The following is a 23387-nucleotide window of genomic DNA, read 5'->3' as shown; positions in this document are numbered from 1 at the left end:
CTTCACGGCCCTGTAGCCCCCCAGCAATTGACTGCTCCTCACACGTCGAACCCCAGCATCCCAGCATCCGGACCGGCGCGGGCCCAGGTGCTGGGAATAGTGGCGTACGACTCTGGAGCGGGCGGGCGGCCAGGCGGCCAGGTGGGCAGGGGAGCGGGCGGCGAGGCGGGCGGGAGGGCGGCCGGGGGAGCGGGCGGTGGGCAGCGCCGGTCAGCCCCGCCAGGGCAGCTCGGCCGTGACCGTGGTCGGCCCGCCCGCCGGCGAGTCGACGACCAGGACTCCATCGACGGCGTCCAGCCGCTCCGCGAGCCCCGCGAGCCCCGAACCGGCCGTTGGGTCCGCGCCGCCCTGCCCGTCGTCGCCCACCTGGAGCATCAGCCGGTCCGCCGTCTGCCACACGTCGACCGTGGCCCGCGACGCCCGTGCGTGCTTGCTGACGTTCTGGAGGAGCTCGGAGACGGTGAAGTACGCGATGCCCTCGATGGCCGGGGCCGGCCGCGCCGGAAGGTCCACCTCGACCCGCACCGGCACCGTGCACCGGGAGGCCACCGCCGAGAGCGCCGCGTCCAGACCGCGGTCGGTCAGGACGGCCGGGTGGATGCCGCGGGCCAGGTCCCGCAGCTCCTGAAGCGCGATCTTCACCTCGCCGTGCGCCTCGTCCACCATGCGTGCCGCGGCTTGTGGGTCGTGCGCCAGCTTCTCCTTGGCCAGCCCCAGGTCCATCGCGAGAGCGACGAGCCGGGCCTGCGCCCCGTCGTGCAGATCGCGCTCGATGCGCCGCAGGTCGGCGGCCGCGGTGTCGACGACGACGCCCCGGTCCGACTCCAGCTCCGAGACGCGGGTGGCGAGCCTGGACGGGCCGAGGAGCCCGGTCACCAGCACCCGGTCCACGGTCACCAGGCCGCGTACGACCCAGGGGGTGGCGAGGGTGAGGAGCAGGCCGAACGCGCTGGTCACGGCCAGTTCACCGGCCTCGTCGAGGTAGATGTGGTGCGTGCCGTCGCCGTATAGCTGGATACCGTCCACACCGGCGTAGACGGGGAAGACCCACTGCCACAGCGGGTACGTGAGCATGGCCCAGCCGTACGACCACAGGACCAGCGACACCGAGAAGGCGAACACCGCCCAGGGCAGATGCAGCACGGCGTACAGCAGATGACGCCAGGACGTCCCGCTCCTGAGCATCGCGAGCATCCAGGACATCGGCCCGCCATCCGGTTTCGCGCGCACCGGCGCCGGGTCCGCCACGTCCAGCTTCAGCATCCCCCTGGCGCGGGCCCGCTCCACCGCCCCGAAACCGCGGCAGCCGGCCAGGCACGCCGCCAGTACCGGTACGCCCAGGAAGGTGATCAGCAGGCCCATGCCCAGCGACGTCATGGTGACCGCGAAGACGAAGAACAGCACGCTGACCGGCAGGCCGAGCATCAGGTAGCCGAACTCGCGCCAGGTCCGGGCCTCGACCGGCGCGCGCAGCGCCGGAGGAAGGACGTGCCTCCTGCGGGGCCGGTCATCGGGCGCCCACTGGTCCCCGGTCTGCCGTGCGTACTCCGTGGCCATCGCTGCCGTCCGTTTCTGCTCTGGTGGTTCTGGTGAGCGTTGCCGTGTGTGACTCAAGAATGCTGGGACGTACAGAGCCGGAACCATGAGGCCGGTCACCGTTTCCGACCGGGGGTTTTCCCCACCCCTGCTCGGCGCTCGACCGTCGCCGTCGCTGTCACCATGGCCGCCCGCCCGGGCCGCTCTGACCGGTCGTAATCTGGGAGGTGGTCGCTGCCGGTGGCGGTCATGGTGCTCAGCCTGCCGGGCGCCGACCACGGAAGCCATGGGGTGCCTGGGAGCGCGGAAGCAGGGACAACTCCACCCCTGTGTGAGACGGCTGCTTACCCGGCCTTTACCAGGGCCTAGACTCCCGTGCGTACAGATCGCCGGACGAGGCGAACGAGGCCAGGGAGCGAGAGGGGCGGACGTGCCGGAACCGACGGTTGTTCTCGCGGACGGGTACTTCCAGAGTTACTCGGTCGTCGGACTGCTCGCAGTCATCGGCGTCCTCTTCGTCGCCGTGGCCTTCGGCGCCGGGCGCCTGCTGCGCCCCGTCGTGCCGACGCCGGAGAAGCTGCTGACGTACGAATGCGGCGTGGACCCGGTCGGAGAGGGCTGGGCGCACACACAGGTCCGCTACTACGTCTACGCCTTCCTGTACGTGATCTTCGCCGTCGACTCGATCTTCCTCTTCCCCTGGGCGACGGTCTTCGCCGCGCCCGAATACGGTGCGACGACGCTGGTCGAGATGTTCATCTTCCTCGGCTTCCTGGCCGTGGGACTGCTGTACGCATGGAAGAAGGGCGTCCTCGAATGGACGTGACCCGCGTGACCCCTGTCGATCTCCCCGAGCCGACGCTGCCGCCGCTCTCCGGTCCGAAGCGCCTGGGAGCGCTCGCGCGCCTAGCCCCCGAGCCCATGAAGGTGGTCCTGAACTGGGGCCGCCGCTACAGCCTGTGGGTCTTCAACTTCGGTCTCGCCTGCTGCGCGATCGAGTTCATCGCCGCGTCGATGGCGCGCCACGACTTCATCCGGCTCGGCGTGATCCCCTTCGCGCCGGGACCGCGCCAGGCCGACCTGATGGTCGTCTCCGGCACGGTCACGGACAAGATGGCCCCGGCCGTCAAGCGGCTGTACGAGCAGATGCCCGAGCCGAAGTACGTCATCTCCTTCGGCGCCTGCTCCAACTGCGGCGGGCCCTACTGGGACTCGTACTCCGTCACGAAGGGCGTCGACCAGATCATCCCGGTCGACGTGTACGTACCGGGCTGCCCGCCTCGCCCCGAGGCTCTGCTCCAAGGCATCCTCAAGCTCCAGGAGAAGATCGCCCGCGAGTCCCTGAGCGAGCGTTACGGCCACGGCCGGCCCTCCACGGCAGCCCTGCGCAGCGGCCTCGTCCCGCCGCCGCCGGCACCGGGGGAGGCCGCGAAGTGAGCGAGGCGACCAACACGACGGCGTACGACCGCCTGCCCGACGCCGTCACCGAGATCTTCGGCGAGGAAGCGACCGCCGAGCGCGGCTACGACCTGCTCACTGTCGACGTCCCGGTCGGCTCCTGGATCGCGGCGCTCGAAATCGCTCGCGACAAGCTGGGCTGCACCTACTTCGACTGGCTGAGCGCGGTCGACGAGCCGGGCACGGGCTTCCGCGTCTGCGCCCACGTCGTCGCCCTCGAAGGCCGTACGGTACGACGCCTCCTGCTCCGTACGACCGTCCCGCACTCGGCGCCCGCCGTTCCCTCCGCCGTCGAGATCTACGCGGGCGCGCAGTGGCACGAGCGTGAGACACACGAGATGTTCGGCGTCGACTTCACGGGCCACCCGCACCTGGCGCCGCTCCTCCTGCCCGAGGGCTTCGAAGGCCACCCGCTGCGCAAGGACTTCGTCCTGGCGGCGCGGGTCGCCAAGGCGTGGCCGGGCGCGAAGGAGCCGGGGGAGTCGGACCACGGCGGCCCCAAGCGCCGCCAGATGCTGCCGCCCGGCGTACCGGACCCGAACGAGTGGGGCCCCCTGAAGGGCCAGCTCCCACCGGCTCCGGCCCGCCCCGCCCGCACCCCCCGCGCGGCCGGCACAGCAGCCGACCGCCCGCCACGCCGCGCCCGCAGCGTGACCGAAGGCCCGGCAACCCAGGCGGCGGAGACGACGACGCCGTCCCCCGAAGCCACCACCGCCCGCCCCCCGCGCCGCGCCCGCAGCGTGACCGAGGGCTCGGCGAGCCAGGCGGCGGAGGCGGCGACGACTTCCCCGGAGGCTGCGCCCCCGGCGTCGCCGCGTCGGGTCCGCAGCTCGACGGAGGGCTCGGTAACCCAGGCAGCGGAGGCTGCGACACCCACCAGCGAGGCTGCGACCCCGGCCGCGCCGGGCCGGGAGCCGAGCGAGGGCTCGGTAAGCGAGGCGGCGGAAGCCGCGACGCCCGCGACCGACGCGACGACCCCGGTCGCGCCGCGCCGCACGCGCGGCGCGACCGACGGCTCGGCGAGCCAGGCCTCGGACGCCTCGACCACAGGCGCCTCGACCGCAGGCGCGGCTCCGGCGACGCAGCCTTCCCCGGAGCCGGAAGCCACGACCCCGCCGGCTGCGGGGTCCGCCGAGGGCGGGGTCGGCGCACCGGCGGCACGGCCCGCACCGGCGGCGCCCGCGCGCAGCGCGGACGCGCCCTGGCACCACCCGCGCCCCGCCTTCCAGGACGAGGACGAGGGCGCGCCGCAAACGGAGACCGGTCCGCAGACGCGGCCCGAACCGGCGACCCATCCCGAGCCGACGACCCGGCCGGAGCCACAGACGCGGCCGGACGCGGAAGCCGCCACCAAAACGGGCGCGTCCGCCGACACCGAGGCCGACGCGGCCCAAGCCGCCGACGCGGCCGCCGAAGAAGCCCTGGGCGGCGACGCGGGCGCCGCGAAGGAGCCCCGCGAGGTGCCCGGCAAGCAGGCCGCCGGCCGGGAAGCCGGTCAGGCCGACGCCGACCGGGAGCCCGGCCAGGACGCCAACGGCTCCGCCAACCGCTCCGCCAACCGCTCCGCCGACGGCGAGGGCGCGGCCGCCGCCACCCCAGACCCGGACCGAGGGAGCGACAACGCGTGAACGACGTACTCGATGTCGCCTTCCGCCTGGTCATCGTCTTCGCCGTGTTCATGGTCCTGCCGCTCGTCGTGGGGCAGACCGAGCACAAGGTGATGGCCCACATGCAGGGCCGCCTCGGCCCCATGTACGCGGGCGGTTTCCACGGCTGGGCTCAGCTCGTCGCCGACGGCGTGAAGTTCGCGCAGAAGGAAGACATCGTCCCGGCCAACGCCGACCGCCGTATCTTCCAGCTCGCGCCCGCCGTCGCGCTCCTCCCGTACCTCCTCGTGCTCGTCGCGATCCCGATCGGCCCGAGCGAGGGCGCGGTCGGCCAGGTCATCGACGCGGGCATCTTCTTCGTGCTCGCTGTCATGGGCGTCGGAGTGCTCGGCTCGCTCATGGCGGGCTGGGCCTCGGCCAACAAGTTCTCCCTCCTCGGCGGCCTGCGCACCGCCGCCCAGTTGCTCGCGTACGAACTGCCGATGCTGCTCGCCGCCGCCTCCGTGGCGATGGCGGCCGGCACCGTATCGCTCCCCGGCATCCTGAACGCCTTCGAGTGGTGGTGGCTGCCGTGGCAGATCGTCGGCGCCATCGTCTTCTTCGTCGCCGGCCTCGCGGAACTCCAGCGACCGCCCTTCGACATGCCGGTCGCCGACTCCGAGATCATCTTCGGCGCGTACACCGAGTACACGGGCCTGCGCTTCGCGCTGTTCCTGCTCGCGGAGTACGCCGGAATCGTCGTCCTGTGCGGTCTGACCACCGTCCTGTTCCTCGGCGGCTGGCACGGCCCCTGGGGCGCGGACGGCCTCGGCTGGGTCTGGACGCTCCTCAAGACCGCGATCCTCGCGTTCGGCGTCATCTGGCTGCGCGTGACCTACCCGCGCCTTCGCGAGGACCAGCTCCAGAAGCTCGCCTGGACCGTACTCATCCTGCTCGCTCTCGCGCAGATCGCGCTCACCGGCATCGTGAAGGTGGCGATCCAGTAATGCCTCCGATCCCAGGCGCAGGCCTCGCCAAGGGCCTGGCCGTCACACTCCGCACGATGACGAAGAAGCACGTCACCGCGCAGTATCCGGACACCCAGCCCGAACTCCCGCCCCGCTCGCGCGGTGTGATCGGCCTGTTCGAGGAGAACTGCACGGTCTGCATGCTCTGCGCCCGCGAGTGCCCCGACTGGTGCATCTACATCGACTCGCACAAGGAGACGGTCCCGGCCGCCGTCCCCGGCGGCCGCGAGCGCAGCCGAAACGTCCTCGACCGCTTCGCGATCGACTTCTCGCTCTGCATGTACTGCGGTATCTGCATCGAGGTCTGTCCTTTCGACGCGCTCTTCTGGTCCCCGGAGTTCGAGTACGCCGAGACCGACATCCACGAACTCACCCACGAGCGGGACAAGCTCCGCGAGTGGATGTGGACGGTGCCCGAGCCGCCCGCCCTGGACCCGGGCGCCGAGGAGCCCAAGGAGATCGCGGCTGCCCGCAAGGCCGCCGACAAGCTCGCAGCCGCCCAGGAACAGGCCGCCCAGGAACAGGCCGCCCAGCAACAGCCCGCCCAGCAGGAAGACGAGGGGCCCACCGAATGAGCCACCTCGCCGCAGCCGCCGAGCAGGGCTTCCTCTCCCCGACCGGCGTCGAGATCGCCTTCCTTCTCGTCGGCATCGTCACCCTCGGCGCGGCCGTCGTCACCGTCACCACCAAGCAGCTCGTGCACGCCGCCCTCTGGCTGGTCGTGGCACTCGGCGGTCTCGCCGTCGAGTACCTCCTGCTGACGGCCGAGTTCGTCGCCTGGGTACAGGTCCTGATCTACGTCGGTTCCGTGGTCGTCCTCCTCCTTTTCGGGCTGATGCTCACCAAGGCCCCCATCGGCCGCTCCCCGGACGCCGACTCCGGCAACCGCTGGGCCGCACTCGTGGTCGCCGTCGCCGCGGCCGCCGCACTCGTCTGGGTGGTCGTGGACGCGTTCCGCACCCAGTGGATCGACCTGGAGGGACCGTCCCAGGGCTCGACGAGGGCGACCGGCGAGATCCTCTTCCAGCACTGGGTGCTGCCCTTCGAGGCGCTCTCGGTCCTGCTGCTCGCCGCCCTCGTCGGCGCGATCGTCCTCTCCCGCAAGAGCGACAGCGACAAGGAGCAGCGCTGATGCACCTCGCCTATCCCGCCGTGCTCGCAGCCCTCCTCTTCTGCACCGGTCTGTACGGAGTGCTCGCGCGCCGCAACGCGATCCTGGTCCTGATGTCCGTCGAGCTGATGCTCAACGCCGTCAACCTCAACCTGGTCGCCTTCGACGTCTGGCTGCGCGACACCCTCCACACCGGCCAGGCACTCACCCTGTTCACCATCGCCATCGCCGCGGCGGAGATCGGCATCGGCCTGTCGATCGTCCTGATGGTCTACCGCAACCGCGGCACCTCGGACATCGACAGACTCCGCGACACCGCCGAAGGCCCGGCCGCCGACGAAGCAGCGGCTTCCGCCCTGGCACAGAAGGCCGCACAAGAGGCCGCACAGAAGGCTGAGGCCGCCGCGTGACGACCACGACCCTCGCCGTCCTCGTCCCCCTCCTTCCGTTCCTCGGCGCCGCCGCCGGCCTGCTGCTCGGCCGCACCGCGCCCGGCTTCGTCCGGCCCCTCGCCGTACTGCCGACCGTGGCAGCCGCCGTGCTGGCCGCCCTCGTCGCCGTACGCCAGGGCGGTGACGGGCCGATCGACGCCTCGACGCAGCTCACCCCCACCGGCTCGGTCCCCATCGACCTCGCCCTGCACCTCGACGGCTTCGCGGTCCTCGTCGCCGTCCTGGTCGGGGTCGTCGCGACCTGCGTGCAGCTCTACTCGACGGGCTACCTGCGCGACGACCCGCGCTATCCGTCGTACGCCGCCCTCATCTCCCTCTTCACCTCCGCGATGCTGCTCGTCGTCTACTCCGGCGACCTGATGGTGCTGCTGGTCGGCTGGGAGATCATGGGCATCTGCTCGTACTTCCTCGTCGGCCACTACTGGGAGACGCCCGAAGCCCGCGCCGCCTCCCTCAAGGCCTTCCTGGTCACCAAGCTCGGCGACATCCCCTTCCTCTTCGGCCTGTTCGCCCTCGCCGCCGACGCCGGTACGTTCCGGATCACCGGCATCCTCAGCGCCGTCGGCAGCGGCGGGCTCGACCACCCGACCCTGATCGCCCTGCTGCTCCTGGCCGGTGTGGCGGGCAAGTCGGCCCAGTTCCCGCTGCACACCTGGCTGCCCGACGCGATGGCGGGCCCCACGCCCGTCTCCGCGCTGATCCACGCCGCGACGATGGTCGCCGCCGGTGTGTACTTCGTGGCCCGCCTCCTCCCCGTCTTCGCCGCCTCCGCCGCGGCCCTGACCGTCCTCGCCGTGATGGCCGCCGTCACGATGGTCGGCTCCGCCCTCGCCGCCCTCGCCCAGGACGACATCAAGCGCGTCCTCGCGTACTCGACGATCGGCCAGCTCGGCTACATGACCGGCGCCCTGGCCGTCGGTGACCGCGGCGCCGCCGTCTTCCACCTCCTCTCCCACGGCGCCTTCAAGGCGCTCCTCTTCCTCGGCGCCGGCGTGATCATCCACGCCGCCGGCACGAACTCTCTCGCCGCCATGTCCCGCATGAGCGGCCTGCCCAAGCGCATCCCGGACGCGTACTGGACGATGACGATCGCCCTGTTCGCCCTGGCGGCGATCCCGCCCTTCGCCGGCTTCTTCTCCAAGGAAGCCGTCCTCGTCGCCGCCGAGCACGCCTCCCTCGGTGACACCACGGGCGTGCCTTCCGGAGCCGGCTGGACCGTGCTCGTCGCGGGCCTGCTCACCGCGGTCCTCACCGCGGCGTACGCCACCCGCCTGTGGTTGCTGGCCTTCCGCGGCCACGGCCCCGCCGCCCCGCAACACGGCAAGCAGCCCGTCGCCATGAACGGCGTCCTGTGGTTCCTCGCCATCCCCTCCCTCGCCCTCGGCCTCACCGTCGGCCACCTCGCCGGCTGGTTCGACGGCCACGCCCTCACCCCGACCGTCACCACCGCCGTCCTCGGCACCGGCGTGGCCCTCGTCGGCGGACTGGTCACCTACGGCGCCTGGCGCCACACCACCGCCATGGCCGCCCGCCCCCCGATCGGCGCCGTGGCCGCCCACCCCGAAGAAAGCCCGGCCGTCTCCGAGGCGGAAGCCATCGCCACCCACACCCCCGCCTACGGCGACATCGCGTCGGCCCCCGACCCGGCCGACCCCGGCCGGCTCCTGCTGGGCCCCCTGCACCGGCACGCCGCCGTCGGCTTCCACCTCGACGCCGTCTACAACACCCTCTTCGTACGGCCCGTCCAGGCAGCCGCCGAGCTGGTCCGCTTCCTGGACCGCGAGGTCGTCGAGACGTACGTACGCGGTGCGGGCACCCTCCCGCGCCTGCTCGGCGCGGGCGTCCGCCGAGCCCAGACCGGCAACGTGCAGACCTACCTCAGCGCACTGCTCGCCGGTTCCGTCGTCCTGGCGATCGCCGCCGTCATCGTCGCCGCCGTCGGAGCGTGAGCCGTGATCGATATCAGCCCGTCCGTGATGCAGTTCCTCCTGGCGTTCATCGTCGTCGGCCCGCTCCTCGGCGCCGCGGCGGCCCTGCTCCCGGCCCCGCCGGGCCTGAAGGGCAAGAACCCCCACCAGGCCGTACTCCGCCACGGCGTGACCGTGACCGGCGCGATCCTGCTCGCAGCCATCGCGCTCACGCTCGGCTTCGACCACGACCACCCGTCGAAGATGCAGGCCACGACCGACATCAGCTGGATCCCGGCGCTCGACGTCAGGATCCACCTCGGCATCGACGGCATCTCGCTCCCCCTCCTCGTCATGACCGCGCTGCTGACCTTCCTCTGCGCGCTCTACAGCTACTTCAAGCTGCCTGCGGGCCCCTCCCCGAAGGCCTTCGTCGCCCTCGTCCTGGTCCTCGAATCCGGCATGCTCGCGACCTTCGCCGTCCTCGATCTCCTGCTGTTCTTCCTGGCGTTCGAGATGGTGCTCATCCCGATGTACTTCCTGATCGCCCGCTGGGGCGGTGACCAACGACAGCCCGCCGCCTGGAAGTTCATCCTCTACACGCTGCTCGGCTCCGTCGTCATGCTGCTCGGTATCCTCCTCATCGGACTGCAGTCGGGCACATTCGACATGGTGGCACTCGCCACTGACAACGGCCGTGGACTGACCACATCCGTGCAGGTCATCGCCGTTCTGGCGATCGGCATCGGCCTCGCCGTGAAGACCCCGATGTGGCCGCTGCACAGCTGGCTCCCCGACGCCCACACCGCCGCCCCCACCGTCGGCTCGGTCCTCCTCGCGGGCGTCCTGCTGAAGATGGGTACGTACGGATTCGTCCGCATCGCACTGCCCATCACGCCCGACGGCATGCAAACCTTCGCGCCCTACCTCGCCGCCTTCGCGGTCGTCGGCATCATCTACGGATCCCTCGCCTGCCTCGCCCTGGCCCGCAAAGGCGCCAAGGGCGACCTCAAGCGCCTGATCGCGTACTCCTCCGTCGGCCACATGGGCTTCGTCCTCCTCGGCATCGCCTCCATGACCCCCACCGGCGTCAACGGCGCACTCTTCGCCAACATCGCCCACGGCCTGATCACCGGCCTGCTCTTCTTCCTGGTCGGCGCCCTCAAGGACCGCTACGGCACCGCCGACCTCGACACCCTCGCCGGCGCCACCGGCGCGGCCCTCTACGGCCGCGCCCCCCGCCTCGGCGGTCTCCTCGCCTTCGGCGCGGTCGCCTCCCTCGGCCTCCCCGGCCTCGCCGGATTCTGGGGCGAGATGCTGACGATGTTCGGCGCCTTCGACCCGGCGGAGGGCCTCAGCCGCCCCGCGTTCCTCACCTTCATGGCGATCGCCGGCGTCGGCACCCTGCTCACCGCCGCGTACCTGCTCGTAGTCGTACGCCGCGTCTGCATGGGCGTACCCCCACAGCAAGCCCCCGAGCCGGCGAAGATCGCCGACGTCCAGGGCTACGAATTCGCCGCCTGGACCCCCCTCGTCGCCCTCACCGTCCTCGCCGGACTCTGGCCCGCGGTCCTCCTCGGCCTCACCGACCCGGCCGTGCAGAAGCTCCTCGCAGGAGGCAAGTCGTGACCGTGGCCGCCGAAAGCGCCAGCCTCGTCCAGTCCGTCGACTGGGTGGCGATCGCACCGCCGACGATCACCGCGACGGTCGGCATGATCGTCCTGGTCGCCGACCTTTTCGTACCCGCGAACAAGAAGCAGCTCCTCGGCCGGCTCTCCGTCGCCGGTCTGGCCGCAGCGCTCCTCACCCTCCTGCCTCTGCGCCAGGGCGACCGCTCCACGTTCTGCCTGACGTCCGACGCCGAGGTCTGCAGCTACACGGCCGACCACTTCACCCTGGTCATCCAGCTCCTGGTGCTCGGCGGCGCGCTGCTCACCGCGCTCCTGTCGATGACCGAGACGACGAAGAACAAGCTCCCCGCGGGCGAGTTCTGGTTCCTCCTGATGTCCTCCGCGGCCGGTGCGGCCCTGCTGCCCGCCTCCCGCGACCTCGCCACCCTCGTCGTCGCGCTCGAAGTGGCGTCGCTGCCCGCCTTCGCCCTCGTCGGCATGAAGCGCGGCGACCGCCTCTCCTCCGAGGCGGCCCTGAAGTTCTTCCTCTCCTCCGTCACGGCGACCGCCGTGATGCTGCTCGGCGTCAGCTTCGTGTACGCGACGACCGGCACCCTGCACCTCACCGAGATCGCCGTGCGCCTCGACGACGTACCGGCGCAGCTCGACACCCTCGCCAAGGCAGGCGTCGCCCTTACCCTCGTCGGCTTCGCCTTCAAGACGGCCGCGGTCCCGTTCCACTTCTGGGTCCCCGATACGTACGTAGGCGCGCCCCTTCCGGTCGCCGCCTACCTCTCCGTCATCGGCAAGGCGGTCGGCTTCACGGGCCTCATCCTGGTCACCGTCATCGCCTTCCCCTCGTACGCCGACGTATGGGGCCCGGCCATCGCCGTGCTGGCGGCGCTGACCATGACGGTGGGCAACGTCGCCGCCCTGCGCCAGTCGGCCACGCGCGCGTACAGCGCGGTCCGCCTGCTCGCCTGGTCCTCCGTCGGCCAGGCCGGCTACATCCTGGTCCCGATCGCGGCGGCGGCGTACTCCAGTGACGACCAGATCGGCTCCACCGTCGCGTACGCCCTGATGTACGCCGTGGTGAACCTCGGCGCCTTCGCCGTCGCCGCCCTGGTGGCCCGTACGCACCCGCTCAACCGGATCGCCGACTACCGCGGCCTGTACGCGGCCCGCCCCCTGGCAGCCCTCGCGCTCGGCTTCTTCCTCCTGTGCCTCGCGGGCCTGCCGCCCGGCATCATCGGCCTCTTCGCGAAGGTCACGGTCTTCTCCGCGGCGGTCGACGCGGGACTCGGCTGGCTCGCGGTCGTCATGGCGGTGAACGTCGTGATCGCGCTCTACTACTACCTCCAGTGGACCGCGGTCCTCTTCCGCGCCCCCGAGGGCGAGCAGCCCCGGCGCGCGGTCCCCGTGCCCGTCACTGTTGCCATCGCCCTCACCGCCGTCCTGGGCATCGCCCTGTCCGGCGTACCGCAGCTAGTACTGCGCTTCGCGACGGGCAACCTCTTCCAGTAATCACGTATGGCCCAACGGACGGCCCGGTAGCACAAGGGAACTAGCACCCCTCGCTTGGCGTTGACCAGTAAGGGAGGGTCCACTGGATGTGGAAGCACCCCCACAGCAAGGGGTTCCCCCGCCGCACCATTTGGAGGGCGCACCGTGCACCGCCGGCACAACGGGCTGAGGACCGCCGTACTCCTCGGGGGACTGTCAGCACTCATCATCGTCATCGGCAGCTTCTTCGGCCGTACGGGCCTGATCGTCGCGGTTCTCGTCGCACTCGGCACCAACGCCTACGCGTACTGGAACAGCGACAAGCTCGCCCTGCGAGCCATGCGCGCACGCCCCGTGAGCGAGTTCGAGGCGCCACAGCTGTACCGCATGGTCCGCGACCTCTCCACCCAGGCCCGCCAGCCCATGCCCCGCCTGTACATCTCGCCCACCCGGGCGCCCAACGCCTTCGCGACCGGCCGCAACCCGCGCAACGCCGCCGTCTGCTGCACCGAGGGCATCCTCCAACTGCTCAACGAGCGTGAACTGCGCGGCGTCATCGGCCACGAACTGAGCCACGTCTACAACCGGGACATCCTGATCTCCTCGGTCGCCGGCGCCCTGGCCTCAGTGATCATGTTCCTCGTCAACTTCGCCTGGCTGATCCCGTTCGGCCGCTCCGACGACGACGAGGGTCCGGGTCTCTTCGGCATGCTGTTGATCATGATTCTCGGACCGCTCGCCGCCTCCGTCATCCAACTCGCGGTCAGCCGCTCCCGCGAGTACCAGGCGGACGCCTCCGGAGCTCAGCTCACCGGCGACCCGCTCGCCCTCGCAAGCGCCCTGCGCAAGCTGGAGATCGGCACCAAGCAGCTCCCACTGCCTCCCGAGCCGCGCATCGAGACCGCGAGCCACATGATGATCGCGAACCCGTTCCGCCCCGGACAGGGAGCCGCGAAGCTCTTCTCCACCCACCCGCCCATGGCGGAACGCATCGCCCGACTCGAGCAGATGGCAGGTCACCGCCCGTGAAGACAATCCTGAACGTCATATGGCTGGTCGTCAGCGGCTTCTGGCTCTTCGTCGGCTACCTCCTCGCCGGCGTACTCCTCTGCCTCACGATCATCGGCATCCCCTTCGGCCTGGCGTCGTTCCGTATCGGCGTCTACGCCCTCTGGCCGTTCGGCTACACCACAACAGAGCGTCGCGACGCGGGAGCGCCCTCCTTCGTGGGCAACGTCCTGTGGCTGATCCTCGCCGGCTGGTGGCTGGCGCTGAGCCACATCGTCACGGGCGTCGCGCTGTGCGTCACGATCATCGGCATCCCGTTCGGCATAGCCAACTTCAAGATGATCCCCGTCTCGCTTCTCCCCCTGGGCCGCGACATCGTCCCCACGGACCAGCCCTTCGCAACCCGCTAGCGAACGCGCCACGCGTACACCCCCGCCCCCGCGGCCAGCACCGCCGCCCCCGCCACCACCGAAGACACCGGCAGCGAGAACGCCAGCACCACGCACCCCACAAGCCCGCCCCCGGCCACAACGCGCCCACGCCTGCCCAGCGTCCAGGCAGACGCATTGGCCACGGCGTAGTAAGCCAGTACCCCGAACGACGAAAACCCGATGGCATCCCGCACATCACCCACCGCGGCCACCGCGGCGACAACCGCCCCCACCACCAACTCGGCCCGGTGCGGCACCTGAAACCGCGGATGTACGGCGGCCAGAGCCCTCGGCAGATGCCCGTCCCGCGCCATCGCCAGCGTCGTACGCGACACCCCGAGGATCAGCGCCAGCAGCGACCCGAGCGCCGCCACAGCCGCCCCGACCCGCACCACGGGCGCCAGCTCCCCCACCCCCGCCGCCCGCACCGCATCCGCCAACGGCGCGGCAGAGGACGCCAGTTCCCCGGCCCCCAGCACCGACACCACCGCGACCGCCACGCACGCGTACACCACCAGCGCGATCCCCAGCGCCAGGGGAACCGCCCGCGGGATCGTACGCGCCGGATCGCGCACCTCTTCCCCCAGCGTCGCGATCCGCGCGTACCCGGCGAACGCGAAAAAGAGCAGCCCCGCCGCCTGAAGCACCCCACCGGGCGAACCACCGGGCCCAGACCCCAGCGAGGGGCCACTCGCCCCTAGGCAAACCACCACAACGCCCGCCAGAACCACCAACACCACACCCACGATCGCCCGCGTGAGCCAGGCCGACTTCTGAACGCCCCCGTAGTTGACGGCAGTCAGCACGACCACCGCACCCACCGCCACCCCATGCGCCTGCTCCGGCCACACATACGCCCCGACCGTCAGCGCCATAGCGGCGCACGAGGCGGTCTTCCCCACCACGAAACCCCAGCCGGCGATATACCCCCAGAAGGGCCCGAGCCGCTCCCGCCCGTACACATAGGTCCCGCCCGAGGCCGGATAGAGGGCCGCCAGCCGCGCGGACGCCATCGCGTTGCAGTACGCCACCACGGCGGCCAGCGCCAGCCCCGCCAGCAGCAGCGTCCCGGAACCGGCCGCCCGCGCCGCCGGCGCGAGCGCCACGAAGATCCCGGCCCCGACCATCGCCCCGAGCCCGATCACGACCGCATCGAAGACCCCGAGCGTCCGGCGCAGTTCCCGTGTCATGCGCCGCACCCTACTGACTCACCCGGCCTGCTGAGCCGCCGGGCCGGGCTACCCCAGCCCCGTCTCCCGCAGCGTGATGTTGAGCCGCCCGCCCGGCATCCCGGTCGCCGGATCCCCCGTGCCCGGCAGCACCTTCGGCACCCCGTGGTACGCGAAGCGCGAAGGCCCCCCGAACACGAAGAGATCCCCCGACGCCAGCTCCACATCGGTGTACGGCCGCCCGCGCCCCTGCGTATTGCCGAACCGGAAGACGCACGAATCACCGATGCTCAGCGACACCACAGGAGCCCCGGACCGCTCGTCCTTGTCCTGGTGCATGCCCATCTTCGCGTCGCCGTCGTAGAAGTTGACCAGCGCGGTGTCAGGGGCGTACTCCGCCGCCCGCCATGGACCGGCGCTCCCGTACGCGTCCGCCACCGCCCGCCGCCCCAGCTCCGCCAGCCACTCGGGAAACTCCGCGACCGGCGCACCGTTCACGTCGTCCGCGGTGCGCGTGTACCGGTACGGCTGCCAGTGCCACCCCACGCACACCGTCCGCACCGACATCACCCCGCCGTTCGGCAGCCGCGTATGCCGGATCGGCACCGGACCGCGCGCCCACTCCCGGCAGGCCACGACCAGCTCCCGCTGCTCGTCCACCGACAGCCAGCCGGGCACATGCACAGCCCCCGGCGCGACCTGCGCCCGCTGCCGGGGAAAGAGGCCGTTCACGGCCGCGCCCCGGCTCCCTCGAGCTCCAGCAGCCGCCGCTTGCGCTCCAGCCCGCCCGCGTACCCGGTCAGCGAGCCGTCCGCCCCGATCACCCGGTGGCACGGCCGCACGACGAGCAGCGGATTATGCCCGATCGCCGTCCCCAGCGCCCGCACCCCCGCCCGCGAGACCCCGATCCGCTCGGCGAGCTTCCCGTACGACGTCGTAGTGCCGTACGGAATCGTCTCCAGGGCGTCCCACACCCGCCGCTGGAAGTCCGTACCGGCACCGGCGGCGTACTCGACGTCGAAGCGCGTCAGCTCTCCGCCGAAGTACGCCCGTACCTGCCGCGCGATTTCCTCGAAGGCCCCGGCATCGCGCCGCCACGCGCCCGGTACGTCCTCGACGGCGACCCCGCCCTTCTGTCCGGGCACCGACAACGAGGCCAGCGCCGTGCCACCGGTGGCGGTCGCGGACTCCTCACCGACCAGCAGCAGCTCGCCCAGTGGGCTGTCCATGGTCGCGTAGAGCGTCATGGCTTCCTTCCCTTCGCGGTACGTCCCGTCACCACGAGTCTGCGCCGCCGCGACCGCTCCGGCTGGCGGGATTCGGACATCGCGACGGGGGTGGAGCCGGCCGAGCCGCCTCCACCCCCGTCCCGACGCGAACCACCGTCGCGGCAACCAGCGGTCAGCGGTAGTTCACGAACTGCAGCGCGAAGTCGAAGTCCTTGCCCTTCAGCAGCGCCTGCACGGCCTGCAGGTCGTCACGGCTCTTCGAGCTGACCCGCAGCTCGTCGCCCTGGACCTGCGCCTTGACGCCCTTGGGGCCCTCGTCGCGGATGATCTTCGCCACCTTCTTGGCGTTGTCCTGGGAGATGCCCTCCTCAATGGACGCGAAGATCTTGTACTCCTTGCCGGACAGCTGCGGCTCGCCGGCGTCCAGCACCTTGAGCGAGATCCCGCGCTTGACCAGCTTGGTCTCGAAGACGTCGAGGATGGCCTTGACCCGCTCCTCGGAGTTGGCCTGCATCAGGATCTTCTCGCCGGACCAATCGATCGAGGCGCCGACGTTCTTGAAGTCGTAGCGCTGCGAGATCTCCTTCGCGGCCTGGTTGAGGGCGTTGTCGACCTCCTGCCGCTCGACCTTCGAGACGATGTCGAAACTGGAGTCGGCCATGTCCTGTGGCTCCTTGTGATCGGGGGACGGGGGCACCGGTACCAGGTGCCTCGACGGGCAGCGTGCGCGGCCGGGCGTCCGGGCCGCTCCCGTAAAGCCTAGCCACCCGCACCCGCCCCGGGCGCTGATCAATCCAGTGGCGAAGCACCCCTGGGTATCGGGTATCGTTTATGTCGTTGCCACGGAACAACCGCCCAGGCGGTCGTCCCAAGGCGACATCCCATGGCGGTGTGCCCGAGTGGCCAATGGGAGCGGACTGTAAATCCGCCGGCTTAGCCTTCCCAGGTTCGAATCCTGGCGCCGCCACAGGTAGGGAAACCCCTTCCGGACTGCAGAAACGCAGCCCGGAGGGGGTTTTCTCGTTCATCCGGACCCGCCGACCGGATCCACCGACCGGGCCGCGCCATCAATTACCGGCGACGTCCTTCACGGCGACAGTGACCGGCACGGATCCACTGACCAACTCCAGCGTCAGGCCCGCAGTCGACGGCGTCTCCAGCAGCTCGGCCAGGACGGCCGCCACGTCGTCGCGCGGCACGGGACCACGCCCCGTCGAGACCCCGAGCGACACGAGCCCGGTGCCCGCGTCGTTGGTCAGGCTGCCCGGCCGCAGCACCGTCCAGTCCAGACCGGCCCGCGAGCGTACGTCGTCGTCGGCCGCCCCCTTGGCGCGCAGATACGCGTCGAACACCTCGTCACCCGCCCGTCCGGCGTCGGCGCCCATCGAGGACACGACGAGATAGCGGCGTACGCCGGCCCGCTCCGCCGCGTCCGCGAAGAGCACGGCCGCGCCCCGGTCCACCGTGTCCTTGCGTTCGGTACCGCTACCGGATCCCGCGCCCGCCGCGAAGACGACGGCGTCGGCGCCCGCCAGCACCTCGGCGACCTGCTCGACCGAGGCCGACTCCAGGTCCAGTACGACCGGTTCGGCGCCCACCGCCCGCAGATCCTCGCTCTGCCGGGAGTCGCGGATGACGCCCGCGACTTCGTACCCGCGCGCGGCGAGCAACCGCTCCAGCCGCAGCGCGATCTGACCATGTCCACCCGCGATGACAATGCGCATGTTTCCGACCGTACGCTCACCGGCGCGCGCGTGCCCACGCCGGGGAGCCGGAGTTCAGCCCCGCCCCTGCCGCGGCAGATCGAGCGCGACGGCGGCCGCCGAGTCGCAGTACTCGCGGACCGCGCTGGTACGGGCCACGACCCGCCCGCGGTGGATGACGACCCGGCTGTACGCCAGCGACAGCACACCCGCGATCCGGTCCCCGCGTACGGCGACCAGCTCGGCCGGAAAGCCCGCCTCCACCCGCACCTCGGGCAGCCCCATGGCCTCCCGCGCCGCCGAACTCACCGCCCCGTACGCGTCCGCGGCCCGCATCCCGCCCTGCGAGGCCAGCAGATAGGCCGCCTCCAGCGGATCCCCGCGCCCCACCGGATTCGCCACGTCCCGCAGCGCCCCGCTGCCCGCCGCCACCCTCACCCCCGCCGCCCGCAACAGCCGTACCGGAGCCGGTCCGCCGCCGCGCCGCTCCACCCCGGAGCAGTCGCCCTGCGGCAGGCACACGACGGTCACGCCGGCGGCGGCCAGCTGCCCGGCGGCGCGCGTCGCGGCCTCCAGGGGGAGCCGGGAGAGCCCGGCGCACGGCCCGATGGTGACGCCGGGCCGCAGCCCGCCGACCATCGCCGCGAGCCGAGCCAGCCGGGCCGGATCGTCACCCTCCGTATGGAGGTCCACGGGGCAGCCGTGCTCGGCGGCGATCTCCAGGACCGCCTCCGTGTACCCGGCCGGGTCGGGGTCGAGGTCCGGGCAGCCGCCCACCACACCGGCGCCCATCTTCACGGCGTCCCGCAGCATGGCGAGCCCGTCGGCGCCCGCCAGCCCGGTCAGCAGCCGTGGAACGGCCACGGCGGTCAGATCGGCCAGCCCGCGCAGCGAGCGCCGGGCCTGGAGCACCGCCTCCATGGACCGCAGTCCCTGCACGCCCCCGATCCGTACGTGCGAGCGCACCGCGGTCGCACCGTGCCCGAGCTGCAGCAATGCGGCCTCGGTGGTGCGGCGCTGGACGTCCTGGGTGCTGTACGAGACGGGGCCGCCGGCGTCGGCGGTGAGAGCGGTGTCACTGTGGGCGTGCGGTTCGGCGGGAGCCGGGAGCAGGAGATGGCCGCCGAGGTCCACGCGCGCGCCCACGCCGGGGAGACTGCCCGCGGTTCCGACGGCCTCGATGCGGCCGCCGCTGAGCCGTACGTCCACAGTGCGGCCGTCGGTGAGACGGGCCGCGCACAGCAGGAGCGTGGTGCTGTCGGTGCTGGGCAAGCCGTCGCTGTTCCCAGGGGGGCCGCCGGACGAACGCGGCGGCTGCGGCTGGCTGTCGGACATCGGGCTCCTGGTGCGGCTGGGGCGTGCAAGATCAAGATCACGCAGCGTGAGTCGAGCCTAGGGGGCCTTAAACCAGCCTTCGAGGAGGAGCGAAAAAGTCGTACCGGTGTGGGTCACGAGTGGCGTACGGGACTGCTGTGGTGGGCAGGTGAAGAGGTGCGGGAAACGGATTTGGGCGATCGGCGGGCGACCGTGTAATGTCTTCATCGCTCGCCCCAATAGCTCAGTCGGTAGAGCGTCTCCATGGTAAGGAGAAGGTCTACGGTTCGATTCCGTATTGGGGCTCTGGTGATCGGTGATCCCCGCCTTCGGGCGGGGGGATCCGGACATCAAAGCGGTGTAGCTCAGTCGGTAGAGCAAGCGGCTCATAATCGCTGTGTCACCGGTTCAAGTCCGGTCACCGCTACACACGGTAGCCGATTGTGGGGTCGGTCCTTCGATCGGCTACTCTTTTATGCGTTCATCCGTCAACCGTCCGTCCAAGGAGCACTCACGTGGCTGCCACCGACGTCCGCCCGAAGATCACGCTGGCCTGCGTGGAGTGCAAGGAGCGGAACTACATCACCAAGAAGAACCGGCGTAACAACCCGGACCGTCTTGAGATGAAGAAGCACTGCCCGCGCTGCAACTCGCACACCGCGCACCGCGAAACCCGCTAAACACAGGCTCGTATGCGAGGCCGTCCCCACTTCGGGGGCGGCCTCGCGTCGTTTGATCCCGTCAATTCATCACGCATCACGCACCAGGAGGTACGAGTCCATGGCGCTCGACCAGTCCTTCGTGGGGCGGGCCTATCCGCCCACCGCACCGTACGAGGTCGGCCGGGAGAAGATCCGGGAGTTCGCCGAGGCAGTGGGCGACACCAATCCCGCGTACACCGATCCGGAAGCCGCCAAGGCACTCGGTCACTCCGATGTGATCGCACCGCCGACCTTTGTCTTCGCCATCACGTTCAAGGCGGCGGGACAGGTCATCGAGGACCCGCAGCTCGGCCTGGACTACAGCCGGGTGGTGCACGGCGACCAGAAGTTCACGTACAAGCGCCCGGTGCGTGCGGGGGACCGGCTGTCGGTCACCTCGACCATAGAGGCGGTCAAGTCGATGGCCGGCAACGACATCCTGGACATCCGCGGTGACGTCCACGACGAGTCCGGCGAGCATGTGGTGACGGCGTGGACGAAGCTCGTCGCGCGCGCGGCCGAGGAGGCGTGATGGCGGCGAAGATCTCTTACGCGGACGTCGAGGTCGGCACCGAGCTGCCGGCACAGTCCTTTCCCGTGACACGCGCCACGCTCGTGCGGTACGCGGGCGCCTCCGGCGACTTCAACCCGATCCACTGGAACGAGAAGTTCGCCACCGAGGTCGGGCTGCCGAACGTGATCGCGCACGGCATGTTCACCATGGCCGAGGCGATCCGGGTGGTCACCGACTGGGTGGGCGACCCGGCCGCCGTCGTCGAGTACGGCGTGCGCTTCACCAAGCCGGTCATAGTCCCGAACGACGACAAGGGCGCGCTGATCGAGGTCAGCGCCAAGGTCGCCGTGCTGCTGGAGGACAACCGGGTCCGCGTGGACCTGACGGCGATGAGCGCCGGGCAGAAGGTCCTCGGCATGTCCCGCGCCGTGGTCCAGCTCGCCTGACGGTACGCCGCCACGGGGCGCCTCTGGCTGTCGGAGGCGCCCCGTACGCTTGTCCCCGTGCAGGAACTCCACGACGCCCCCCTCGCCCCCCTGACCACCTTCCGGCTCGGCGGTCCCGCGACCCGTCTCGTCACGGCCACCACCGACGACGAGGTGATCGCCGCCGTTCGCGAGGCCGACGCGGCCGGCACGCCGCTGCTCGTCATCGGCGGTGGAAGCAACCTGGTCATCGGCGACAAGGGCTTCGACGGCACCGCCCTGCGCATCGCGACCACCGGCTTCCACCTCGACGGTACGTCGCTCGAACTGGCCGCCGGCGAGGTCTGGACCGACGCCGTCGCCCGCACCGTCGAGGCGGGCCTCGCGGGCATCGAATGCCTCGCCGGCATCCCCGGCTCGGCCGGCGCGACGCCGATCCAGAACGTCGGGGCGTACGGCCAGGAAGTGTCCAGCGTCATCACCGAGGTCGTCGCCTACGACCGCCGGACGGGCGAGACGGTCACCATCCCGGCCGCCGACTGCGCCTTCTCGTACCGCCGCAGCCGCTTCAAGCAGCACCCGGACCGCTTCGTGGTCCTGCGGGTCCGCTTCGCGCTGGAGGACGCGGGCGGCCTCTCGGCGCCGATCAAATACCCCGAGACCGCGCGAACCCTCGGCGTCGAGGCCGGCGACCGGGTGTCGGCGGCCGTCGCCCGCGAGACCGTGCTGAAGCTGCGCGCGGGCAAGGGCATGGTCCTGGACCCGGAGGACCACGACACGTGGTCGGCGGGCTCCTTCTTCACCAACCCGATCCTCACGGCCGAGGAGTACGCCGCCTTCCTCGCCCGCGCCCAGGAGCGTCTCGGCGCCGATGTGACGCCGCCGGCGTTCCCGGCGGGCGACGGCCTGACCAAGACCTCGGCGGCCTGGCTGATCGACAAGGCGGGCTTCACGAAGGGGTACGGGGCGGGCCCGGCCCGCATCTCCACGAAGCACACGCTGGCCCTGACCAACCGCGGCGAGGCCACGACCGAGGACCTGCTGGCGCTCGCGCGCGAAGTGGTAGCGGGCGTCCGCGAGGCGTTCGGCGTAACCCTGGTGAACGAGCCGGTGACAGTAGGCGTCACCCTGTAGCCCACCCCCGGAGCTTCCCCCACCCCACCCCTTCCCGACAAGGGACTCCGCCCCAGCCCCCACTCCTCAAACGCCGGAGGGGCTGGGACGCCGGGGGTATTGCCGTACTGCCGGGGCTCCGCCCCGGACCCCGCTCCTCAAGCGCCGGAGGGGCTGATGGCGCCCAGGGAGTATCGCCGTGCTGCCGGGGCTCCGCCCCAGGCCCCGCTTCTCAGGCGCCGGGGGCCTGGTTGTGCCGGACAGGGGTGGGTTTGCGGCCTCCGGGCTGACGCCCACACCGCTTCGCGTCCCGAGGTGCAGGAGGGGACGTGGCGGGGTGCTCCCCGCAGGGTGTCGAACACAGTTTGGGTGTCGCGGGCAACCCTGCCGGCCGTTCGGCACCCGAGGAGACGCCCCGGCGCGGCACCGACCCCGGAGCCCCCGCTCCGCCCGGCCCGGCGAAGCACGCGCCGTTCGGCACCCGAGGAGACGCCCCGGCGCGGCACCGCCCCCAGAGCCCCCGCTCCGCCCGGCGGTGACCGAAGCGCGCGCGTCCGTCAGCCCGACAGCCAGTGGTCGATCCCCGCCAGCAGCTTCGCCTGTACGTCGCCGGGCGCAGCCGACCCCCGCACCGACTGCCGCGCCAGCTCGGCGAGCTCGGCGTCCGTGAACCCGTGATGCCGCCGAGCCAGCTCGTACTGCGCCGCCAGCCGCGACCCGAACAGCAGCGGATCATCCGCGCCCAGCGCCATCGGCACCCCGGCGTCGAACAGGGTCCGCAACGGCACGTCCCCCGGCTTCTCGTACACCCCCAGCGCCACATTGGAGGCCGGGCACACCTCGCACGTCACGCCCTTCTCGGCCAGTTTCCGCAGCAACCGAGGGTCCTCGGCCGCCCGTACGCCGTGCCCGATCCGCGTCGCGCGCAGATCGTCCAGGCAGTCCCGTACGGACGCGGGCCCGGTCAGCTCCCCGCCGTGCGGCGCCGCGAGCAGCCCGCCCTCCCGCGCGATCGCGAACGCACGGTCGAAATCCCTGGCCATGCCCCTGCGCTCGTCGTTGGAGAGCCCGAAGCCGACGATCCCGCGGTCCGCGTACCGCACAGCGAGGCGCGCCAGCGTCCGCGCGTCCAGCGGATGCTTCATCCGGTTCGCCGCGACCAGCACCCGCATCCCGAGCCCCGTCTCCCGCGACGCGGCGTCCACCGCGTCCAGGATGATCTCCAGGGCCGGAATCAGGCCACCCAGCATGGGCGCGTACGACGTCGGATCGACCTGGATCTCCAGCCACCCCGAGCCGTCCCGCACGTCCTCCTCCGCCGCCTCACGCACCAGCCGCTGGATGTCCTCGGGCTCGCGCAGGCACGACCTGGCGGCGTCGTACAGCCGCTGGAAACGGAACCAGCCGCGCTCGTCCGTCGCCCGCAGCTTCGGCGGCTCCCCGCTGGTCAGCGCCTCCGGCAGGTGTACGCCGTACTTGTCGGCCAGCTCAAGAAGCGTGGTGGGCCGCATCGATCCGGTGAAATGCAGATGCAGATGGGCCTTCGGCAGCAGTCGGACATCGCGCACACTCAACATCCCAAGATCCTG

The 23387-nt window shown here is 71.3% G+C and carries 24 protein-coding genes and 3 tRNA genes; 19 read left to right on the top strand and 8 right to left on the bottom strand.

The window, feature by feature from the left end:
* Positions 1-210: 210 nt before the first annotated feature.
* Positions 211-1557, bottom strand: coding sequence for a sensor histidine kinase (locus G412_RS0112610; RefSeq protein ID WP_028812416.1), 1347 nt, complete (start codon positions 1555-1557; stop codon positions 211-213).
* Positions 1558-1966: 409 nt separating this feature from the next.
* Here G412_RS0112610 and G412_RS0112605 point away from each other — a divergent pair, with 409 nt between their 5' ends.
* The 12 genes from G412_RS0112605 to G412_RS0112550 all read left to right on the top strand — a co-directional run bounded on the left by G412_RS0112605 (position 1967) and on the right by G412_RS0112550 (position 13609).
* Complete coding sequence (locus G412_RS0112605; RefSeq protein WP_028812415.1) at positions 1967-2362, top strand: NADH-quinone oxidoreductase subunit A; 396 nt, start codon at positions 1967-1969, stop codon at positions 2360-2362.
* Complete coding sequence (locus tag G412_RS0112600; RefSeq protein WP_028812414.1) at positions 2353-2973, top strand: NADH-quinone oxidoreductase subunit B; 621 nt, start codon at positions 2353-2355, stop codon at positions 2971-2973. The genes G412_RS0112605 and G412_RS0112600 overlap by 10 nt, the downstream gene beginning before the upstream one ends.
* Positions 2970-4622 carry an NADH-quinone oxidoreductase subunit C gene (locus G412_RS34160; protein WP_051338301.1) on the top strand — a complete coding sequence of 551 codons (1653 nt, stop codon included), beginning with the start codon at positions 2970-2972 and terminating at the stop codon, positions 4620-4622. Before G412_RS0112600 ends, G412_RS34160 begins: the two co-directional genes overlap by 4 nt.
* Positions 4619-5587, top strand: coding sequence for a complex I subunit 1/NuoH family protein (locus G412_RS0112590; protein WP_028812413.1), 969 nt, complete (start codon positions 4619-4621; stop codon positions 5585-5587). The genes G412_RS34160 and G412_RS0112590 overlap by 4 nt, the downstream gene beginning before the upstream one ends.
* Complete coding sequence (locus G412_RS0112585) at positions 5587-6183, top strand: NuoI/complex I 23 kDa subunit family protein (protein ID WP_028812412.1); 597 nt, start codon at positions 5587-5589, stop codon at positions 6181-6183. The genes G412_RS0112590 and G412_RS0112585 overlap by 1 nt, the downstream gene beginning before the upstream one ends.
* Positions 6180-6740, top strand: a complete 561-nt coding sequence (locus G412_RS0112580) for an NADH-quinone oxidoreductase subunit J family protein (RefSeq protein WP_028812411.1) — start codon at positions 6180-6182, stop codon at positions 6738-6740. The genes G412_RS0112585 and G412_RS0112580 overlap by 4 nt, the downstream gene beginning before the upstream one ends.
* On the top strand, positions 6740-7129 hold the full coding sequence (gene nuoK, locus G412_RS0112575) for an NADH-quinone oxidoreductase subunit NuoK (protein WP_028812410.1): 390 nt from the start codon (positions 6740-6742) through the stop codon (positions 7127-7129). The genes G412_RS0112580 and nuoK overlap by 1 nt, the downstream gene beginning before the upstream one ends.
* Positions 7126-9120 (top strand): NADH-quinone oxidoreductase subunit 5 family protein, encoded by a 1995-nt coding sequence (locus tag G412_RS0112570; protein WP_028812409.1) that lies wholly within the window; start codon positions 7126-7128, stop codon positions 9118-9120. The genes nuoK and G412_RS0112570 overlap by 4 nt, the downstream gene beginning before the upstream one ends.
* Before the next feature lie 27 nt (positions 9121-9147).
* Entirely contained in the window at positions 9148-10707 is a 1560-nt protein-coding gene (locus tag G412_RS0112565) for an NADH-quinone oxidoreductase subunit M (RefSeq protein ID WP_028812408.1), read from the top strand.
* Positions 10704-12212 (top strand): NADH-quinone oxidoreductase subunit N, encoded by a 1509-nt coding sequence (locus G412_RS0112560; protein ID WP_028812407.1) that lies wholly within the window; start codon positions 10704-10706, stop codon positions 12210-12212. The genes G412_RS0112565 and G412_RS0112560 overlap by 4 nt, the downstream gene beginning before the upstream one ends.
* Before the next feature lie 144 nt (positions 12213-12356).
* Entirely contained in the window at positions 12357-13220 is an 864-nt protein-coding gene (htpX, locus tag G412_RS0112555) for a zinc metalloprotease HtpX (RefSeq protein WP_028812406.1), read from the top strand.
* A complete protein-coding gene (locus tag G412_RS0112550) occupies positions 13217-13609 on the top strand; it encodes a YccF domain-containing protein (RefSeq protein WP_028812405.1) in 393 nt (130 codons plus the stop codon). The genes htpX and G412_RS0112550 overlap by 4 nt, the downstream gene beginning before the upstream one ends.
* Here the strand turns inward: G412_RS0112550 and G412_RS0112545 are convergent.
* From G412_RS0112545 to G412_RS0112530, 4 genes are all read right to left on the bottom strand, one after another.
* Positions 13606-14820, bottom strand: coding sequence for an APC family permease (locus G412_RS0112545; RefSeq protein ID WP_028812404.1), 1215 nt, complete (start codon positions 14818-14820; stop codon positions 13606-13608). The genes G412_RS0112550 and G412_RS0112545 overlap by 4 nt on opposite strands.
* 48 nt (positions 14821-14868) lie before the next feature.
* Entirely contained in the window at positions 14869-15531 is a 663-nt protein-coding gene (locus G412_RS0112540) for an alpha-ketoglutarate-dependent dioxygenase AlkB family protein (RefSeq protein ID WP_028812403.1), read from the bottom strand.
* Positions 15528-16046 (bottom strand): methylated-DNA--[protein]-cysteine S-methyltransferase, encoded by a 519-nt coding sequence (locus tag G412_RS0112535; RefSeq protein ID WP_028812402.1) that lies wholly within the window; start codon positions 16044-16046, stop codon positions 15528-15530. Before G412_RS0112535 ends, G412_RS0112540 begins: the two co-directional genes overlap by 4 nt.
* A gap of 154 nt (positions 16047-16200) precedes the next feature.
* The gene (locus G412_RS0112530; RefSeq protein ID WP_028812401.1) at positions 16201-16689 is read right to left on the bottom strand and encodes a YajQ family cyclic di-GMP-binding protein; all 489 of its coding nucleotides are present in this window, start codon (positions 16687-16689) and stop codon (positions 16201-16203) included.
* A gap of 224 nt (positions 16690-16913) precedes the next feature.
* Between G412_RS0112530 and G412_RS0112525 the strand changes: the two genes are divergently transcribed.
* A tRNA-Tyr gene (locus tag G412_RS0112525) sits at positions 16914-16995 on the top strand.
* A 100-nt stretch (positions 16996-17095) separates the two neighbouring features.
* On the opposite strand, the gene G412_RS0112520 is transcribed toward G412_RS0112525, so the two are convergent.
* Both G412_RS0112520 and G412_RS0112515 read right to left on the bottom strand, forming a co-directional pair.
* Positions 17096-17752, bottom strand: a complete 657-nt coding sequence (locus G412_RS0112520) for an SDR family oxidoreductase (protein WP_028812400.1) — start codon at positions 17750-17752, stop codon at positions 17096-17098.
* A 54-nt stretch (positions 17753-17806) separates the two neighbouring features.
* Complete coding sequence (locus G412_RS0112515; protein WP_028812399.1) at positions 17807-19066, bottom strand: amidohydrolase family protein; 1260 nt, start codon at positions 19064-19066, stop codon at positions 17807-17809.
* A gap of 212 nt (positions 19067-19278) precedes the next feature.
* On the opposite strand from G412_RS0112515, the gene G412_RS0112510 reads away from it, so the two are divergent.
* The 6 genes from G412_RS0112510 (at position 19279) to G412_RS0112485 (ending at position 21819) form a co-directional block, all read left to right on the top strand.
* Positions 19279-19351: transfer RNA gene (locus tag G412_RS0112510), tRNA-Thr, on the top strand.
* A 48-nt stretch (positions 19352-19399) separates the two neighbouring features.
* Positions 19400-19472 (top strand) — tRNA-Met (locus tag G412_RS0112505).
* Positions 19473-19560: 88 nt separating this feature from the next.
* Positions 19561-19725: a 50S ribosomal protein L33 gene (gene rpmG / locus G412_RS0112500; protein WP_003956487.1), complete on the top strand. Its 165-nt coding sequence runs from the start codon at positions 19561-19563 to the stop codon at positions 19723-19725.
* Between the two features lie 100 nt (positions 19726-19825).
* Positions 19826-20278: a MaoC family dehydratase N-terminal domain-containing protein gene (locus G412_RS0112495; protein ID WP_028812398.1), complete on the top strand. Its 453-nt coding sequence runs from the start codon at positions 19826-19828 to the stop codon at positions 20276-20278.
* The gene (locus G412_RS0112490) at positions 20278-20706 is read left to right on the top strand and encodes a MaoC family dehydratase (protein WP_028812397.1); all 429 of its coding nucleotides are present in this window, start codon (positions 20278-20280) and stop codon (positions 20704-20706) included. Before G412_RS0112495 ends, G412_RS0112490 begins: the two co-directional genes overlap by 1 nt.
* Before the next feature lie 57 nt (positions 20707-20763).
* On the top strand, positions 20764-21819 hold the full coding sequence (locus G412_RS0112485; protein ID WP_028812396.1) for a UDP-N-acetylmuramate dehydrogenase: 1056 nt from the start codon (positions 20764-20766) through the stop codon (positions 21817-21819).
* Between the two features lie 536 nt (positions 21820-22355).
* On the opposite strand, the gene G412_RS0112480 is transcribed toward G412_RS0112485, so the two are convergent.
* Positions 22356-23375 (bottom strand): adenosine deaminase, encoded by a 1020-nt coding sequence (locus G412_RS0112480; protein ID WP_028812395.1) that lies wholly within the window; start codon positions 23373-23375, stop codon positions 22356-22358.
* Positions 23376-23387 lie beyond the last annotated feature (12 nt).

This window comes from Streptomyces flavidovirens DSM 40150 (assembly GCF_000429085.1).
Classification (GTDB): Bacteria; Actinomycetota; Actinomycetes; order Streptomycetales; family Streptomycetaceae; genus Streptomyces; species Streptomyces flavidovirens.
Note: the sequence above shows the minus strand (reverse complement) of the source record. Positions and strands in the feature narration are given on the sequence as shown.

Excerpts from the sequence above, each read along its gene's own strand:
- G412_RS0112610 (WP_028812416.1), bottom strand. The coding sequence starts at position 1,557 with ATGGCCACGGAGTACGCACGGCAGACCGGGGACCAGTGGGCGCCCGAT.
- G412_RS0112600 (WP_028812414.1), top strand. The coding sequence starts at position 2,353 with ATGGACGTGACCCGCGTGACCCCTGTCGATCTCCCCGAGCCGACGCTG.
- G412_RS0112585 (WP_028812412.1), top strand. The coding sequence starts at position 5,587 with ATGCCTCCGATCCCAGGCGCAGGCCTCGCCAAGGGCCTGGCCGTCACA.
- G412_RS0112580 (WP_028812411.1), top strand. The coding sequence starts at position 6,180 with ATGAGCCACCTCGCCGCAGCCGCCGAGCAGGGCTTCCTCTCCCCGACC.
- nuoK (WP_028812410.1), top strand. The coding sequence starts at position 6,740 with ATGCACCTCGCCTATCCCGCCGTGCTCGCAGCCCTCCTCTTCTGCACC.
- G412_RS0112565 (WP_028812408.1), top strand. The coding sequence starts at position 9,148 with ATGCAGTTCCTCCTGGCGTTCATCGTCGTCGGCCCGCTCCTCGGCGCC.
- G412_RS0112545 (WP_028812404.1), bottom strand. The coding sequence starts at position 14,820 with ATGACACGGGAACTGCGCCGGACGCTCGGGGTCTTCGATGCGGTCGTG.
- G412_RS0112535 (WP_028812402.1), bottom strand. The coding sequence starts at position 16,046 with ATGACGCTCTACGCGACCATGGACAGCCCACTGGGCGAGCTGCTGCTG.
- G412_RS0112530 (WP_028812401.1), bottom strand. The coding sequence starts at position 16,689 with ATGGCCGACTCCAGTTTCGACATCGTCTCGAAGGTCGAGCGGCAGGAG.
- G412_RS0112520 (WP_028812400.1), bottom strand. The coding sequence starts at position 17,752 with ATGCGCATTGTCATCGCGGGTGGACATGGTCAGATCGCGCTGCGGCTG.
- G412_RS0112515 (WP_028812399.1), bottom strand. The coding sequence starts at position 19,066 with ATGTCCGACAGCCAGCCGCAGCCGCCGCGTTCGTCCGGCGGCCCCCCT.
- G412_RS0112495 (WP_028812398.1), top strand. The coding sequence starts at position 19,826 with ATGGCGCTCGACCAGTCCTTCGTGGGGCGGGCCTATCCGCCCACCGCA.
- G412_RS0112490 (WP_028812397.1), top strand. The coding sequence starts at position 20,278 with ATGGCGGCGAAGATCTCTTACGCGGACGTCGAGGTCGGCACCGAGCTG.
- G412_RS0112480 (WP_028812395.1), bottom strand. The coding sequence starts at position 23,375 with ATGTTGAGTGTGCGCGATGTCCGACTGCTGCCGAAGGCCCATCTGCAT.